This is a genomic window from Xanthocytophaga agilis (assembly GCF_030068605.1).
GTDB lineage: Bacteria > Bacteroidota > Bacteroidia > Cytophagales > 172606-1 > Xanthocytophaga > Xanthocytophaga agilis.
In genome coordinates this window covers 326,708-344,736 of record NZ_JASJOU010000003.1, presented here as the reverse complement: position 1 = coordinate 344,736, position 18,029 = coordinate 326,708, and the positions used below count along the sequence as shown (strand labels likewise).

Here is an 18,029-nt window from a genome sequence, read left to right as displayed (position 1 = left end):
ATTCCTGACATGAAAACATCCTTTTTTCGAAAGTTTTGTTTCCTGGCACTCGTTGTCTTTGCTGGGAACCTATCACTGACATATGCTCAGTCTAAACCAAAATACAATGTTTTATTTATAGCAGTTGATGATCTGAATAATGAGCTGGGCTGCTATGGAAGTAAAGAAGTAAAATCACCTAACATCGACCGACTGGCAAAACAAGGAGTCCGATTTGATCGTGCCTATACACAGTTTCCCCTATGTAGTCCCAGCCGATCTTCTCTACTGACAGGGCAGAGACCAGACGTGACAGGAATTTATGAACTGCAAACGCACTTTCGTAAAAACCTTCCGGATGTAGTAACACTGCCACAGCTTTTCATGAATAACCATTATTACAGTGCACGGGTAGGCAAGATATATCATTATGGCGTTCCTGGTCAAATAGGTACCAATGGATTGGATGACTCCTTATCCTGGCATCACCGCATCAATCCGAAAGGTCGGGATAAAGTAGCAGAATCGACAATCAAAAACCTCACACCTGACCGAAACCTGGGAAGTGCTTTGTCGTGGCGGGCAGATGAAGGTTCAGATGAGGAACAGACAGATGGCCTGATTGCTGCAGAAGCGATTAAACTGCTGGAAGAAAAGAAAAACGAACCTTTCTTTCTGGCAGTAGGATTCTTCAGACCTCATACACCTTATGTAGCACCTAAGAAATATTTTGATCTGTACTCTCCTGAGAAAGTTACCTTGGCTAAAGAAAAGGAAAATGATTTAGAGGACATACCTGAGCCAGCACTATTTACAAAACCTTCACACTGGGGCCTGAATGAAGCAGACAGACGTGAAGCTCAACGGGCTTATTATGCCGTTATTTCCTTTATGGATGCACAAGTAGGTAAAGTATTGGATGCATTGGATCGGTTGAAACTCAGAGATAATACAATTGTAGTTCTCTGGAGTGATCATGGATACAATTTGGGGCAGCATGGACAGTGGATGAAACAGAGTTTGTTTGAAAATTCGGCACGAGTGCCTTTGATTATCTCTGTTCCTGGTGGTGTAAAGGGAAAAGCCTCTCTCCGCACAGTAGAATTAGTAGATCTGTATCCTACGCTGGCACAACTCTGTGAATTGACTCCTCCCTCAGACTTACAGGGTAAAAGTTTGGTGCCTTTGTTGAAAAATCCCAACGCTACCTGGGACAAACCTGCCTATACACAGGTAAGACGTGGAGACATAATGGGGCGCAGTGTGCGTACGGAACGATATAGATATACGGAATGGGATGAAGGCAGACAAGGAATCGAATTATACGACCATCAGACTGACCCGGATGAATTTAATAATCTGGCAAAACAAAGTTCCCATGCAGCTACAGTAAAAGAACTGGCTGAGTTACTTCACAAAGGTTACGCTCTCAAAAACAAATCCTGATAAGAGTTATGAAGATGTTATATTTTGTTAGCAAAGTACTAGTATTAGTTGCTCTGCTGATCTCCTGTAATGTATCTGCACAACAGGGAAAGAAATCCGGAAAGCTTAATGTATTGCTGATTTACGCAGATGATTATAATACCAAGTCAGGATACAATGGACATCCTATTGTACAGACCCCTAATCTGGATAAACTGGCTGCCCGGTCTGTTAACTTTAAAAATGCGTACTGTCAGTATCCTTTGTGTAGCCCGTCGCGGACGTCATTGTTGAGTGGAAAGAGACCTGCTACCACTGGAATACGGGATAATAATACTCCTCCCCGTACGCATTTACAGTCTACTGTTTTTCTACCGCAATTATTTAAACAGAACGGCTACTATACTGCACAGATTGGTAAGATTTTCCATTCTCAACGATTTGTAAAAGATGGGGTACCACAAGGTGACTTCAATATAGACACTGCCAGTTGGTCATTTCAGTACAATGAACTGGTTGATGTAAAAGATCCCGAAGTAATCCGTCTGGCACATGATCCAAAGACATCGCCTGCCCGTAGTGCTAATCAGGAATGGGCTATTCTGAATGTAGCAGATGAGCAAACCGGAGATGGATTAGTGGCTACCAAAGCTCTGGCTATTCTGGAACAACGGGTAAAATCCAATACACCGTTTTTTATTGCAACAGGCTTTCGCCGACCTCATGCGCCATATGATGTGCCAAAGAAGTATTTTGATCTGTACAAAAATGCTTCAATAAAAGTACCGGTTTCTCCGGCCAATGATCTGGATGATATTCCACCTATTGCGCTGACGAAAATTGACTCACTGACGGATCAGGAAACTATAGATAAAATTAAAGGCTACTATGCCAGTATCTCCTTTATGGACGCACAGGTAGGTAAACTGCTGCAAAAGCTGGATGAATACAAACTATGGGACAATACTATTGTGATTTTTCTGGGAGATCATGGCTATCATAATGGAGAACACAGAGGACTATGGCATAAACAAACCCAGTTTGAAGAAGCCACACATGGAAACTTACTTTTGTATACACCACAGGCCGTGAAAGGAAAGGAAGCTAAAGGATTTATTGAATATGTAGATGTTTATCCGACCATTGCCGAACTGGCTGGTTTGAAAGCTCCTTCGGATCTGGAAGGGAAAAGTTTTGTGCCCTTGCTGAATGCTCCTGAAAAAAAGTGGAAACAGGCTGTATTTTCAGAGGTTGTGCATGAAGGGGTACTGGGCAAGAGTGTACGTACAGAACAGTATCGATATACAGAGTGGGGTACAGATAAAGTGGAGTTATATGATTTGAAGAAAGATCCCAATGAATTTACCAATCTGGCTGGAAAATCTGCTTATAGCACCATTCAGCAGCAGCTTAAACAGACGCTGGATAAAGGATGGAAAACTGTAAAGCTGATTTCTGCCAATACTCGATGAATTATCTATGAGAAATACTACACTCAGACAACTTTTATTGTACCTCTGGATTTGTATGATTGGAGCATATACACAAGTTGTGAATGCTCAATCTACAGATCCTTTTCAGGGAGAGAAACTATATGCAGATGTAAAGAAATATGTTTCGTTTGGTGTTCATCGTACGGCTGCACAAGGTGATATTGAAACCTCTACCTGGATACAAAAGAAGCTTGAGGTAAATGGTTTTCAGACTTCTTTTACCTATTTTCCTGTAAAGCAATTTTTTCTGGAGAAGGTAACAGTGGATATCAAAGGTCATTCTGTAGAGGCTTTTCCTCTCTGGTATGTGAAAGATCCGGCGGTAAAGGTGAAAAGCGAGGTTGTCGATTTGAGTGGCAATGCAAAGACAGACATCCGGCATAAAGTTGCATTGGTCCGGTTGCCTCCGGGTGGACAAATCACAAAATCCATTATTCAATTTCTGGACTCTGTAGTCAATGCAGGTGCACAGGCAATCATTGCTATCTCCACCAATAAAGTAGGAGAGATCGTAGCTTATAATACCACCAGGGATCTGCAACCCTGGAAAGTGCCTGTGGTGATAATAGCTCCTAAAGATTCTGTACATATACTAAAGGCAGTTGCTCAGAAAACACCTGTTACCTTGTCAATAAAAGGTACAATCAAAGCTGTACAGGCGCGAAGTATAATAGGTAAGATTGGTTCGGGCAAAAAATATGTGATTATCTCTACACCGATTAGCGGATGGTTTACCTGTGGTGGTGAACGAGGGCCAGGAGTAGCTATTTTTAATGCATTGGCAGAATGGATTAGTAAACAGAATTTGCCTTATACCTTTCTTTTTACAGCTAATTCAGGGCATGAACTGGATAATACAGGAGCTCATGTATTTATTGGCCAACACGCTCCCAAGCCAGAAGATGTGTACCTATGGCTACACTTAGGTGCTGGTATCGCTACCCGTGAGTGGAAATCCTCTGCCTCGGGAGGAACCAAACTAAATACGGTAGATTCATTGAGAAATATCATGTATAGTGAAAATATGGAGGCCAGTATTCTGGCCGGATTTGAAGGGCAACCAGGAAAAAGATGGAAAGTCAAAGATCAGGCCTTAGGAGAATTAAGTGTGGTTTCGGCACATGGATACAAACGTTTCTTTGGTATTGCCTATGGGCACACCTTTCATCATATGCCTTCCGATGATGAAACCACAACTTCACCACAGCTTCTGGAAGAGATTGCACATTCCATTCAAAAAACACTCGAATTAGAACTTCAGCTTTCCAAATAACATGACCTCACCTGTAATACAACCTCGCTCAAAACGATCAAAAACCATTCGACGAATTGGAATCATAGGTATAGGACTAGCAATACTACTGGGCTATTTGTTATATCCATTGGCTTCTCATGACTATGATCTACCTGTTGATAAAAAAGCTATTCAGGAAAAGAATACCTTTCTGACTGCTCCTATTGCTTCCAGACCTGTGGCACGTCAACCTAATATTGTGGTATTGGTAGCCGATGATCTCGGCAAGACGGATATTTCCTTATATGGAAATAAAATTGTGAAGACATCGGCTATTGATAGTCTGGCTGCTCAAGGTGTAACCTTTACAGAAGGATATGTTACAGCTGCTATCTGTAGTCCTTCACGTGCCGGATTGCTTACAGGTCGTTATCAGCAACGCTTTGGACATGAATTACAACCTGTGAATCGCTACCCGAAAAATCGGATGCAGCAACTGCTTGCAGGGTTATTTATTGATAAGCAACAATTAGAGTTTGCCAATAATACAGGTATCCCTACACCTGAAAACGTAGCCCGGCAGGGATTACCGCTGGGTGAGATTACAATTGCCGACTTGCTTAGGAAAAACGGATATGCGACAGGTATCATTGGAAAATGGCATCTGGGTAGCAATGAAGATTTTCTGCCACTAAAGCGAGGTTTTGATTACCATTATGGTTTTTATGACGCGTTTGCCTGGTATACAGATACGACAAGTCCTGGCTTGGTGAATGTTCATCACAAAGGTGTGATGGATTCACATATCTGGGATTTAGGTGGACAAGGCAATTCTCTTGTCCGAAGAGGAAATGAAATTATACACACCAAAGACTATTTGACTAACCAGCTAGCAGCTGTACAGTTTATTGATCAACATCGTGAGAAACCATTTTTTCTGTATGTCCCATTCAATGCTCCACATACTCCTTTTCAAGCCTACAAAAAGGATATAGAAAAATACGAAGCACAAGGAGTCGATCGGAATAAAGCTGTGTACTATGCTATGATTGAGTACTTGGATAGGGCTATTGGAAAGATACATCAAAAGATCAGAGATGCAGGGCTGGAAGACAATACCCTAATTGTGTTTTTGAGTGACAATGGTGGGGCTACCTATACTGATGCTACCAGCAATGCTCCTTTGAAAGGAGGCAAATTGTCACTGTATGAAGGTGGAATTAATGTGCCTTACGTTGTTAAATGGAAAGGACATATTCCGGAAGGAATTACAGATAACAGACTTGTTAGTTCACTGGACATTTTTGCTACAGCTTCTGCTGTTTCAGGTTCTGCATTGCCATCCGGACGAAAATATGATGGGGTCAATTTGATTCCTTTTCTTGCTAAACCAGATTCTGCAACTCCACATGAGACTTTATTCTGGCGTGCTGGCTCAAATAAAGCCGTTCGTAAAGGTGAATGGAAGCTGGTAATCAATGAAAAAGATAATATTACTGCCTTGTATAATCTGATCAAGGACAAAGAAGAAAAACACAATCTGGCTGCTTCTAATCCTGAGAAAGTAAAAGACCTGCAAAGGACATTGAATGAGTGGGAGAAAGGACTAGTGAAGCCATTATGGCCCAGCACTGGTTATTATCGGAACGAGTTTGATGGAGTGGAAGATCGATATAATTTATAACTATTTTATATTTAGTTAAGACATGAGTAACCTGAAAAATATCCTATGTGTGTTGCTTGTTGTAGTAACACTGACTGTACAGGCACAAAAACAAACCGACCGACCGAACATTCTCTGGATTGTAAGTGAAGACAATACAACTTTACTGCATTGTTATGGAGATGAATTTGCGACAACTCCTAACCTGGATAAACTAGCCAAAGAGGGTGTTCGATATACGAATGCTTTTTCTACCGCACCTGTATGTGCCCCTTCCCGATTTACACTCATTACAGGTATGTATCCGCCTGCTATGGGGACAGAACATATGCGTAGTACGTATCCAGTACCTGACTTTGTGAAGTTTTTTCCAAGATATCTGCGTGAAGCAGGGTATTATACCACTAACAATGCAAAAAAGGATTACAATACAGTAGACCAGCTGGAGACATGGGATGAATCCAGTGATAAGGCTTCATATAAAAACAGGAAAGCTGGACAGCCTTTTTTTGCTGTGTTTAATCTGAATGTCTCCCATGAAAGTTCCATTCATCGGTATAAAGATTCTCTGCATCATGATCCAAATAAAGTTCCTCTTCCACCTTACCATCCGCCTACCACTGAATTTAAACACGACTGGGCTCAATACTATGACCAGATTGAGACAATGGATGCACAAGCTGGTAAGTTACTCCAACAGCTGAAAGAAGAAGGTTTGGATGAAAACACTATCGTGTTTTATTACAGTGACAATGGTGGTGTATTAGGTCGCAGCAAACGCTTTATGTATGAATCTGGTTTGCATATTCCTTTGATTATTCGTTTTCCAAAGAAGTATGCCCATCTGGCATCTGGTAAGGCTGGTACTTCAACGGATCGTTTGGTTACGTTTCTGGATTTTGCACCTACCATTCTTAGCCTATTGGATATTCCAGTACCGGAATATCTGCAAGGACAAGCTTTTTTAGGAGGACAGCAAAAAGCTCCCCGACAATATGCTTTCACTTTTCGGGGGCGTATGGATGAATGTATCGATATGGTTAGATCTGTTCGGGATAAAAAGTACCGCTACATCCGTAACTATTTGCCGCATAAAATTTATGGTCAGCATTTGGATTATTTATGGAAAGCCCCTTCTATACAATCTTGGGAAAGAGAATACAAGGCAGGCCGTTTAAATGAAATACAATCTCGCTTCTGGCAGCCAAAGCCTGCTGAGGAACTGTATGACATAGAAGACGATCCTCATAATATCACTAATCTGGCTTCTCAGCCCCAGTATGAAAAAATATTGCTTCGCTTCCGGGAAGTCAATCAGAAATACATAAAGGAGAGTAGGGATGTTGGATTTATACCTGAAGCGATTCTATCACGAAAAGCAGCGCAGGGACCATTGTATACCTATGCTCGCACCAATGGTTTTTCACTGGATAAGATTCAGGAAACTGCAGATTGGGCATCCTCACGTAATCTAAAATACAAAGATGGACTTATTAAGCGTCTTACAGATGCTGATCCGGTTGTGAGGTATTGGGCTGCTACAGGATGTGTTGTATTAAAAGAAGCTGGTACAGCAGCAAAGGTGCAGTTAACTGAATTATTAAATGATGTAGAACCTGCAGTGCAGATTGCAGCTGCTGAGGCCTTGTATCATATAGGTGAAAAGGATAATGCTATCAATACCCTGATTAAAAGCCTGGAGGACTCGAATGAATTTGTGCGATTACAAGCGTTGAATGTTTTGCAAACATTTGGACAAGATGCTACACCTGCTATTCCTGTTGCCAAAAAACTAATTCCTGGAAAGCCTTCAGATACTTATGATGTCCGTGCTGCCAGGAATTTTACAGAGGCGTTTGTTCGCTGAAAGAATGAATTGATAAGCGTCTGTCTGTAATTGTTCTTTCTTGTGATTTTTATTTCCAATCATCTCAAAAGAAATTCTTTTGAGATGATTGGAAATAAAAATCATACTATTACATTTGTCTATAGATTTACTAGAGTTTTATTGCTATCAAACAAAAGTTTTAGTAACCAGGCATTTATACTGCAGATTATTGTTTATCTGTCTCTCTCTGCCATACTATTTCATGTATCACAAATATACAATATAGTTTTTCTAATAGTATTATTTATCAAACTGTTTCAGCTCATAGAAGAAAAGTTTTGGCAATAGCAGATAAACCTCTATTCAAGGTGAAACTGACAGAAGAGATAGTAAACCGATCCATACCACTTACATCCTGATGAAACAATCTTTACTGATCTTTTTCGGTAGTACAATCATAGTATTAGGGCTAGGTTTGTTGTCTTTCACAAACGAAGAAAAAAGACCTGATAAAGCTTCTCACCCTAATATTGTTCTGATCTTGGCCGATGACCTTGGTTATGGAGATCTTTCTTCCTATGGTCAAACACAGTGGCAGACACCCAATATTGACAAACTAGCTGCACAAGGTGCTAAACTTACCGATTTTTATACTCCCACACCGTATTGTGCACCTACTCGTGCTTCATTACTAACAGGCCGATATCCTATACGTCATGGAATGACTGCCAATCCTAATCCGGAAAAAGTGAGAGCTAGTTTTCAGACATACAGAGGAGGAGATGATGTAGGGATTGCGGATAATGAACTACTTCTGAGTGAAGTTCTTAAATCAGCTGGATATGCCACAAAGATCATTGGAAAGTGGCATCTGGGGCATAAACCACAGTTTTTTCCTAGCCGTCATGGATTTGATGAGTATTATGGTATCCCTTACTCCAATGATATGCGTCCGGTTGTGTTAATGGAAAACGATAAAGTAATTGAATACCCAGTATTACAAACTACTATTACAAAACGCTATACACAAAAAGCACTGGAGTTTATTGACAAAAATAAGGATAAGCCTTTTTTTCTTTATCTGCCCCATGCAATGCCTCACAAACCAATGGCAGTATCAGAAGAGTTTTATACACCTGATACCAAAGGTGATCTGTATGCTGATGCTGTACGGGAACTGGATTGGTCTGTAGGAGAGGTAATGAAAAAGTTACAGGAATACCATCTGGAAGAAAATACAATTGTGATCTTTCTATCGGACAATGGTCCCTGGTTTGGAGGAAGTTCAGGAGGATTACGTGGTATGAAAACTCAGAATTGGGAGGGAGGGATACGAGTACCTTTTATTGTGCAATGGAAGGGACATATAAAGCCTGGACATGTATCCAAAGAGCCAGCTGGAGTGATAGATGTATTTCCTACTCTCACAAAGCTGGCAGGTATACCATTACCCAAAGATCATGTACTGGATGGAAAAGACATTTTTCCGTTGTGCGTATCCAATGCGAAAACACCGCACGATGCGCTATTTTCCTTTTATACAGACAAATTGTATACTGTACGTAGTGGCAAATGGAAGTTACATATACATTCTCCTGAATCAGCACAGTTACCCTCAGATTCAACTTGGATAGATCCTCGTAGCCCTGATGGCGTAACTATCATTGCTCCTTTTGAACAGGCGAAAGCCAATCAGTTTCCTGGCGTGAAAACAGGAGATCCGGCAGGAGAGGGACTCTTATTTGATCTGGAAAAAGATCCATCTGAACAGAAGAATATAGCAGCCTCCTATCCGGATATTGTAGAGAAGCTGCGTAAAAAAGCATCTGTTTATTCCTTTCAATGAATAGAATACCTGGTATAACTAATCTGTCAGAATATGATACCTTATATATACAAAAAAGTATTTTATATAGGATTTTTACTTGTGCTCCTTTTACAGGAAACAGTAGCACAGACGTCTATTCAGGGTAGTGTAGTAGATAAAAACAAATTACATCCTCTGGAGTTCTCAACTGTTACATTGCATCGTTTACAAGACAGTTCAATGGTCGCTGGAACAGCTGCTGATGCAAAAGGAACATTTACTCTTACAGACATAAAAGCTGGAAGATATTATATGATTGTACAGTTTTTGGGCTATAAACCTTTTAAGGTACCTCCTATAACTATATCAGGAGATAAAGTCTATACTATAGGCCAGATTGCCCTGGAAGCTAGTCCTGCTTTACTGAATGAGATCATTATTAAAGGAGAAAAAGCAGCTACTTATCATCATATTGATAAACAGGTGTACAATGCTGCACAATTTCAGTCTGCTCAGGGAGGAACAGCTACAGATGTACTGAAAAATCTTCCCTCTATATCTGTTAATAGTGAAGGTGATATTACGATGAGGGGTTCTTCCAGTTTCATTGTATTATTGGATGGAAAACCAGTTCAGTCCGATCCTGGAATTATACTGAATCAACTTCCTGCCAATACCATAGAAAATGTGGAAGTAATTACTACTCCTTCATCCAAATACGATCCGGATGGAAAATCAGGTATCATCAATATTACCACTAAAAAAGGGGCAACAGATGGTTATTACATTCTGACAAATGCTCAGATAGGTTTGCCTAGTGTACAGGACTATGGCAATGAAAACAGGCCTGTCCGTTTTGGAGGAGATGTAACTGCCAACTACAAAAAGGCTAAGTGGAATGTATCGTTGGGTGCCAATTACAAACGTGATGATATTGCCGGGTACCGGGATGGAGAAGCTAAAACATATTTGAATACTATCTATACAACATTCCCTTCTTTGGGAGAAAGAAGTTATTATACCTATTCTTATTCTGTAAAAGGAGTGGCTTCGTATCAGATCAGTCCTTCCAATACACTTGAAGCAGGTTTCTATGCAGGCAAAAAAAGTCAATTTCGGAAGGCTGACATCCTTTATAAACAGCAACGAAGCAACGAAGCAACAGGAGAGCTGCTAAATTCATTTGATTACTTCAATCAGAATCTGCGTGAACGCAGAGGAGATTTTGTTGTTTCGAATCTGGACTATTCTCATCTGTTTTCCGATAAATCTGTATTGACAGTATCTGCTCTGTATGAGAAAACCATTCTGGGTGGACCTACAAACAACAAAGATGTAAATCCGGAGTTGCATTCTCAATTATATAACCAGGCGGTTATGGATGAAAGCAATCCGTTGGATGGATTTCGATTTAAAACAGATTATAGTAAGTCAATTGGGAAAAAAGGAAAATTTGAAGGCGGATATCAATATCGGTATTTATTGCATAAAGGAGATTTTACATACAGAGAATACAACCCCTCTTCCAAAACCTGGTCGGTACGAGAGGATTTGAGCAATGAGGTGAAACTGATCCGACATATTCATTCTCTCTACGGACAGTATTCTGCTGAGATAGGTAAACTCAGCTATACAGCTGGATTACGAACGGAGTTTATTGATCGTACATTAGAAGATAAGAGTACCTCTACACCCTATACTTTTAATCGGGTTAACCTGTTTCCTTCTGCCAATTTGCTCTATACAATCACGAAGGACTTTAAATTGAAAGCAGGGTATAGTCGTAGGATTGTACATACTACTTCCAATATGATGAACCCTTTTCCAGCGAGAAGGCATTCTGAAGTACTGGAAGTAGGTGATCCTAAACTACTACCTGAATACATAGACCTGGCAGAGGTAGGAGTTGTTAAAAATATAGGATTTCATTCTGTATTTGCGAATGTATATTACCGGGGTGTACAACATGTGATTAACCGTGTCAATACTGTTTACAATGACACCATTCTCATTCGTACATATACTAATGCTGGCAATGCTACATCATATGGTATTGAAGCAGGCCTGGATTTGAAACTTGCTGAATGGTGGACTTTTTTTGCTGGAGGAAATGTATACCAGTATGCCATTCGGGGGGGAGTATTTAATACGGCTGTAAAAACAAACAGCATTAATTATTCTGTCAATGGAAATACTACTATCAGAGTTCTTCCTTCTCTTACTTTTCAGGTAAATGTAAACTATACTTCCCGCACGGTGACAGCTCAGGGAGAAGACTCTCGTTTTCTGATACCCAGTGCTACACTAAAGAAAACCTTGTGGAAAGGCCAGGGAAGTGTAAGCCTGCAATGGCAGAATATAGATTTAGGCATGTTGGGTTCTAATGAACAGAGACTGACAACACATGGTAGCAATTTTTACACATCTACCAATTATATTCAGGAAGTAGATGTGTTTCGACTTAATTTCAGTTATCAGTTTAATAAGCTAAGCAAAAAACTGAAATTTACAGAAAGTGAATTTGGAGAAAAGGAATTTTAGGACAAGCATTCTCTGAAAGGATCTATAATTAGATGGAGATATATAATTCTATATCCTTGTGTGAATGAAATACAGGAAAAACAATGCGCAAAACGAGTAAGAAAGAAACGAAAACAGAGTTTACAAGCAAACCTACAAAGAACTTAACAAATAAAAGTAGCTTGTCTTCCCGAAAAACTTTGTGGATAGGAATAACAGCTATTGTGTTAAGTGTTGGCTATTCCTTTTTCTTGATAAGCTGTTCACAGAAGGAGAATGCAGAACAAGCTGATACTTCCACTAATAATGTATCTCTGGCAACCTATGTTGGTAGTAAACAGTGTCAAAGCTGTCATGCTGAGCAACAAACACAGTGGAATTCTTCACATCATGCCCAAGCTATTCAGGAAGCCAATGCACAAACTGTGCTGGGTAATTTCAATAAGGCTACTTTCAGATATAATACTATCCAGAGTCGTTTCTATAAAAAGGGAAATGATTACTTTATTGAAACCGATGGACCAGACGGTAAACTGACTGAATATAAGGTAAGTTACACATTTGGTGTATACCCACTTCAACAATATCTGGTTCAGTTTCCGGGAGGGCGTATGCAGGCTATTCCCATTGCCTGGGATTCGCGCAAGAAAGAGGAGGGCGGACAGAGATGGTTTCATATGTATCCGGACGAAAAAATTGATTTCAAGGATCAGCTTCACTGGACTGGGCCTTACCAGAACTGGAATATGATGTGTGCAGAATGCCATTCGACAGCACTGAAGAAAAACTGGGACCCTGAACAAAAGGCATATCATACCGAATGGAAAGAGTTGAGTGTAGGATGTGAATCTTGTCATGGGCCTGCGTCTGGGCATATTGAGTGGAGTAAAGCAGCTTCAAAGGAAACAGATGCCAAAAAAGGCTTTGCTTTTAGTCTTCGGTCCGGATGGTCTAGTGACTGGCAATTTGCTGATAATGCTCCCATTGCGCATCGGGTTAAAGGACCTAATCCGGCTATTGAAAATGTATGTGCTGCCTGCCATGCGCGTAGTAGTCAGCTGACAGATGGATGGAATGCTTCTCCTGCAGATGAATTTACCCAACATCATAATCCTGCAGTTTTGACAGAACCTTTATTCTGGGCTACAGGTGAGCAACACGATGAAGTATATGTCTGGAATACATTTCATGCAAGTAAGATGTATGCTAATGGGGTTACCTGTGTAGATTGTCACAATGCACATACAGGTAAGCTTCTGGCTTCTGACAATTCACTATGTGGACGTTGTCATAGTCCGGCAGTTTTTGATACACCCAAGCACCATTTTCATCAGGCAGCTACGGCTGGCGCTTCCTGTGTAAGTTGTCATATGCCCACCCGTACCTATATGGGTGTAGACGAACGTCGTGATCACAGCTTTCAAGTGCCACGTCCGGATCTGAGCATGACTACACAAAGTCCGAATGCCTGTGTGTCGTGTCATACGGCAAAGAACAATCAGTGGGCTGCAAAAGCACTGGATAAGTGGTATGGCAATGAGTGGAGACAAAGACCTCATTGGGCAAATACCTTCCATCAGGCTTCTTCCGGCAAACCCAATGCTGACCAGGCTTTAATGACGCTGGCAAAGGATACAAAACAATCTGCTATCGTTAGAGCTAGTTCTCTCTCTTTGTTACGAAGAGAAGCAAGACCAGAAGTGATAGCTCTGGCACAGCTCCTAATGCAGGATGCTGCACCAAAAGTACGTTCAGAGGCTGTAAAGCTACTTGAGACAGTAGAACCAGGAGAAAGGTGGCGATTAGCCAATGCATTGCTGGATGATGCCAATCGTATGGTTCGCATGGAAACGGTAGCTATACTGGCTGATATGCCAGCAGAGCAATTGAATGATACTGATCGCCAGAGATGGGGGAGAGCGTTGGGGGAGTATGAACAATCTTTGCGTTTACATTCTGATTTTCCATCCAATTCTTCGCAGCTTGGTGTTTTGTACTTGCGTCAGCAACGGTGGAACGAAGCTCGTAGCTGGTTGCTCAAAGCTATCGAACTGGATCGGAAATTTGAAGCAGGGTATGTAAACCTGGCAGACTATTATCGTTTAACGAAAAATGATGTGCTGGCTGTAGAGACATTGAATAAGGGATTGGAGTTTGTTCCTAAAGGAGCTGACCTGCGTTATGCACTGGCATTGGCCTATGTTCGTCTGGGAGATGTAAACCAGGCACTTCCTTTACTGAAAGAAGCGATTCGTCTCTCTCCGGATAATGTGCAATATGCCTATGTTTACGCAGTAGCTTTACATGATAAAGCGGGGCCCCTACAAGGGATTGCAGCTTTAAAACAAGCGTTGGAACATCTACCTAACAATGGAGATTTGCTTAGCTTGTTGGTGGAATGGCTGATTGAAACCCGAAACTTTGCAGAAGCACGATCATACAGTGAGCAATATGCAGGTTTATATCCTAATGACCCAGCTATTGCCCGCTGGAAACAAATGATTCCATAAGGTATCATACATGCGACAATTTTATTTAGAAGCAAACATCTCTACAATACATCCACAACCTCTTATTAATCTAATTTATGGTAGTTCATTATGAAGAAATTCTTTTTTTCTCTGGCAGTTGTCCTGACAGCTATGTCTCTGGCAGTTGCACAGAAATCGGCTAAGCCGAACATTATATTGATTATGGTCGATGACATGGGGTATTCAGATATTGGTTCATATGGTTCTGAGATCCAAACCCCTAACCTGGATAAGCTAGCTAATGAAGGCATTCGTTTCCGGGAGTTTTACAATAACTCCATTTGTGCCCCAACCCGTGCTTCTCTGATGACCGGGCAATACCAGCACAAGGCAGGTGTGGGATATTTTGATGTGAATCTGGGATTGCCTGCCTATCAGGGATATCTGAACAAGGAGTCGCTGACACTGGCCGAAGTGTTGAAACAAAATGGGTATAGTACTCTTATGTCAGGTAAATGGCATCTGGGACAGGATAGTCTTGCCTGGCCTAATCAGCGGGGATTTGAGCAGTTTTATGGCTTTGTATCAGGTGCCAGCAACTATTTTGACATTGGCAAATATGGACAGGCTCCTCCTGTTGTACTGATTAAAAATAACAAAAAACTGAAGCTGAAAGAAGGTGAATATTTGACCAATACAATCACAGATAATGCCATTGAATTTTTAAAAGATCAAAATAAGACGAATAAGCCATTCTTCCTGTATCTGGCATTCAATGCACCTCACTGGCCGTTACAGGCATTGCCTGAAGACATTGAAAAGTACAAGGGGAAATATGATATTGGTTGGGATTCACTCAGGGTACAACGACTGGCTCGCCAGAAAGAACTAGGCATATTACAACCTACACAAAAGATAGCAGAACGTGATCCGGAAGTTCCTCTCTGGGATAATCTAACCTATGATCAAAAGCAACTTTGGAAAGCCAAAATGGAAGTATATGCAGCGATGCTGGATCGGGTAGATCAGAGTATAGGCCGGGTACTAAATACCTTGAAAGAGCTGAAAAAGGATGACAATACGTTGATTATCTTTATTTCGGACAATGGGGCTCAGGGAGGATTTGCAGGTATTGGTCGTAAACCACAGCGTAATACAGGTCCTATTGGTTCACCAGGATCGTATGACTATCAGGAGCAAAACTGGGCATATGTATCGAATACTCCTTTACGCCAATACAAAAACAATATGCATGAAGGCGGTATTAGCTCTCCTTTTATTGCCTGGCTTCCTAAACAGATTAAAGCCGGTTCATTGGTAAAAGGAACAGGACATCTAATTGATCTGGCTCCAACCTTTTATGAATTGGCAGGAGCCAAGTATCCTGCTACTTATAATGGTGTAACAGCCAATCAGCTAGCGGGAAAAAGCCTTGTACCTGTATTGACGGGAAAAGCTTCAGAAGTAAACCGTGGAGAGCCATTATTCTGGGAACGTGCTGGTAACAGGGCTGTACATAAAGGAAAATGGAAGATTGTTTCCACCTTCCCAGCTTACCAGTGGGAACTATATGATCTGGAAAGTGACCGTGGCGAAACTAAAAATGTAGCAGCTCAAAATCCACAAATAGTAAATGAACTGTCTGCTGATTACGTTAAGTGGGCTGAAAAGACAGGTGTAGTAGACTATGATAAAATAAAACCTGCTCAACCAATGGTGATTCCTGGACAAAGTTCATCCTCTGCACAGGCACAGAGGACTGCTCAGTAAACGTACTTTCACGAATATTTATACACTACCTGTCTTTTATGTAAGTATAGAAGACAGGTAGTTGCATTTTAAGCATTTTTCGTATACCATTGTTATTTCCTTATTTAACACTGCAACTTTATGAAAAGACATCATCTACTCTGGCTAACCTATGCCTTATTGGGATTAGTCCCATCTCTTGTACAAGCACAAAAGACTACCAGTTATGATCTGGCATTACTTCTGGAACAAAAGAAACTGACAGTCTATAATCGTACTGCCCGTTTGTCTGACAACAAAAAAGCAGTAATGCTGGATGAGAAAGATTCTTCTGAAGGGTTGGTTTGGCTAAATGGAGTCAGTTTTTCCAGTGGAACCATAGAAATAGACCTGAAAGGAAAAGATATTTTGCAACGTAGTTTTTTAGGCGTTGCCTTTCATGGTATAAATGACTCAACCTATGACGCTGTTTATTTCCGTCCGTTTAATTTTCATGCAAAGGATTCGGTACGTAAAATCCATGCTGTGCAGTATATAAGCCATCCAGTCTATACCTGGTCTAAATTGAGAGAAGAGAGAAATGGAATCTATGAAAAGGCCGTCATTTCTCCTCCTGATCCCAATGGCTGGTTTCATGCTCGCATAGAAGTGGTAGGAGAGACAGTGCAGGTCTATGTGAACGACATCAAGACAGCCTCTCTTACTATAAAAAAGCTTAATGACCGCAAAGATGGGAAGATTGGACTATGGGTAGGGGCTGGCTCTGGTGGAGAGTTCAAGAATCTAAAAATAATAAGACAATGAATAAATGCAACAACAAAGGAGTCTCAAACTCTCCTTTGTTGTTGGTACTATTTTTTAATATCCTTCATTTTCATTCTTCAAATCCAGATTTTTCATTTCGCCATTGGGTGTAACAAGTATATATTCTTTGCCATCTTTTGTGGTTGATTTTTTCTCCCGCTTTATCATTACTGTTACTTCATATAATATCTGAATAACAGGTTCCAGTATGACAGGGTTAATTACAAAGTCAAACTCCTTGTCGACAATGGGTTGATAGTATAATGTTGTCGATTTGGCTGATTGATTTATAGTCGCTGGTTTTCTTAGATTCAATGCAGAACTGCTATATGCTTCATAGGAATTGTACATCTCAACAGGTAATGCAACCCGATACCCATCTGTTAGTTGTTTTTCTACATTTACAAATGACTCGCCTACAAGAGCTTCATAGTTTTTCATCTTCTCCTGTACCAAAAGTTTTGCCCTTGTCATAAGATCTTTTTTCATAGCGTCCTGAGTACTCGAAAAGTAATCAACTCTTACCAGGTCGTATATCTCATTTTTTGCTAAGATGGTAATGATATCATTTAACTGAGAGGATTCAGAAAACTTTATGTGAATGTTCTTTTTTAATTCAAATCCTGTAGGTATTTCGTTATAGGTTCGTTTGCTAAATGATTTCTTCTCAATTTCAAACTCATAAATGGGCACAAACGAAACCATATCTGTATAGGTTTCTACCTCTTTTTTTAGTTTTATTTCTGTTAGAGGCTGGGTAATACGTTTGTCTAGTAACTCATTGACTTCTTCTGTTGTTTTGCCTGTTTGCGTTACACTAAAAATGGCTACGTATGCATCCGCTTTTATATTAGCTAGACCCTTTACTTGAATAAAAATGTTGGCAGTAGTAGGGTGATTAAGAGCAATGTTTTCATTTGGAAAATGTATTTTCTGATGGTAGTTGAGGTTGCCTGCATTTTGTGCAGATAAAGTTTGTGTAATGAACAATGCACAAATTATAACAGCTATTTTCTTCATGTGTTTCTGATTTTAATAAAAAGTAGGTGAATTTTG

11 protein-coding genes are annotated in these 18,029 nt (G+C 40.5%); 10 read left to right on the top strand and 1 reads right to left on the bottom strand.

The annotated features are described in order from the left end of the window. Nucleotides 1-9: 9 nt before the first annotated feature. The 10 genes from QNI22_RS11820 to QNI22_RS11775 all read left to right on the top strand — a co-directional run bounded on the left by QNI22_RS11820 (nucleotide 10) and on the right by QNI22_RS11775 (nucleotide 16,973). Nucleotides 10-1,425, top strand: a complete 1,416-nt coding sequence (locus tag QNI22_RS11820) for a sulfatase (RefSeq protein WP_314510837.1) — start codon at nucleotides 10-12, stop codon at nucleotides 1,423-1,425. 8 nt (nucleotides 1,426-1,433) lie between these two features. Beyond that, on the top strand, nucleotides 1,434-2,876 hold the full coding sequence (locus tag QNI22_RS11815) for a sulfatase (RefSeq protein WP_314510836.1): 1,443 nt from the start codon (nucleotides 1,434-1,436) through the stop codon (nucleotides 2,874-2,876). Nucleotides 2,877-2,883: 7 nt separating this feature from the next. Then, nucleotides 2,884-4,170 carry a hypothetical protein gene (locus QNI22_RS11810; RefSeq protein WP_314510835.1) on the top strand — a complete coding sequence of 429 codons (1,287 nt, stop codon included), beginning with the start codon at nucleotides 2,884-2,886 and terminating at the stop codon, nucleotides 4,168-4,170. Between the two features lies 1 nt (nucleotide 4,171). Continuing rightward, nucleotides 4,172-5,815 (top strand): sulfatase-like hydrolase/transferase, encoded by a 1,644-nt coding sequence (locus QNI22_RS11805; protein ID WP_314510834.1) that lies wholly within the window; start codon nucleotides 4,172-4,174, stop codon nucleotides 5,813-5,815. A 22-nt stretch (nucleotides 5,816-5,837) separates the two neighbouring features. Further along, nucleotides 5,838-7,661, top strand: coding sequence for a sulfatase-like hydrolase/transferase (locus QNI22_RS11800; RefSeq protein ID WP_314510833.1), 1,824 nt, complete (start codon nucleotides 5,838-5,840; stop codon nucleotides 7,659-7,661). Nucleotides 7,662-8,040: 379 nt separating this feature from the next. After that, nucleotides 8,041-9,468: a sulfatase family protein gene (locus tag QNI22_RS11795; RefSeq protein WP_314510832.1), complete on the top strand. Its 1,428-nt coding sequence runs from the start codon at nucleotides 8,041-8,043 to the stop codon at nucleotides 9,466-9,468. 33 nt (nucleotides 9,469-9,501) lie between these two features. Next, the gene (locus tag QNI22_RS11790) at nucleotides 9,502-11,970 is read left to right on the top strand and encodes a TonB-dependent receptor (protein WP_314510831.1); all 2,469 of its coding nucleotides are present in this window, start codon (nucleotides 9,502-9,504) and stop codon (nucleotides 11,968-11,970) included. An 83-nt stretch (nucleotides 11,971-12,053) separates the two neighbouring features. Continuing rightward, nucleotides 12,054-14,459, top strand: a complete 2,406-nt coding sequence (locus tag QNI22_RS11785) for a tetratricopeptide repeat protein (RefSeq protein ID WP_314510830.1) — start codon at nucleotides 12,054-12,056, stop codon at nucleotides 14,457-14,459. A 90-nt stretch (nucleotides 14,460-14,549) separates the two neighbouring features. After that, nucleotides 14,550-16,190 (top strand): arylsulfatase, encoded by a 1,641-nt coding sequence (locus tag QNI22_RS11780; protein WP_314510829.1) that lies wholly within the window; start codon nucleotides 14,550-14,552, stop codon nucleotides 16,188-16,190. 120 nt (nucleotides 16,191-16,310) lie between these two features. Continuing rightward, nucleotides 16,311-16,973, top strand: a complete 663-nt coding sequence (locus QNI22_RS11775; protein ID WP_314510828.1) for a 3-keto-alpha-glucoside-1,2-lyase-like domain-containing protein — start codon at nucleotides 16,311-16,313, stop codon at nucleotides 16,971-16,973. A 54-nt stretch (nucleotides 16,974-17,027) separates the two neighbouring features. On the opposite strand, the gene QNI22_RS11770 is transcribed toward QNI22_RS11775, so the two are convergent. Continuing rightward, the gene (locus QNI22_RS11770) at nucleotides 17,028-17,993 is read right to left on the bottom strand and encodes an SIMPL domain-containing protein (protein ID WP_314510827.1); all 966 of its coding nucleotides are present in this window, start codon (nucleotides 17,991-17,993) and stop codon (nucleotides 17,028-17,030) included. Nucleotides 17,994-18,029: the final 36 nt, after the last annotated feature.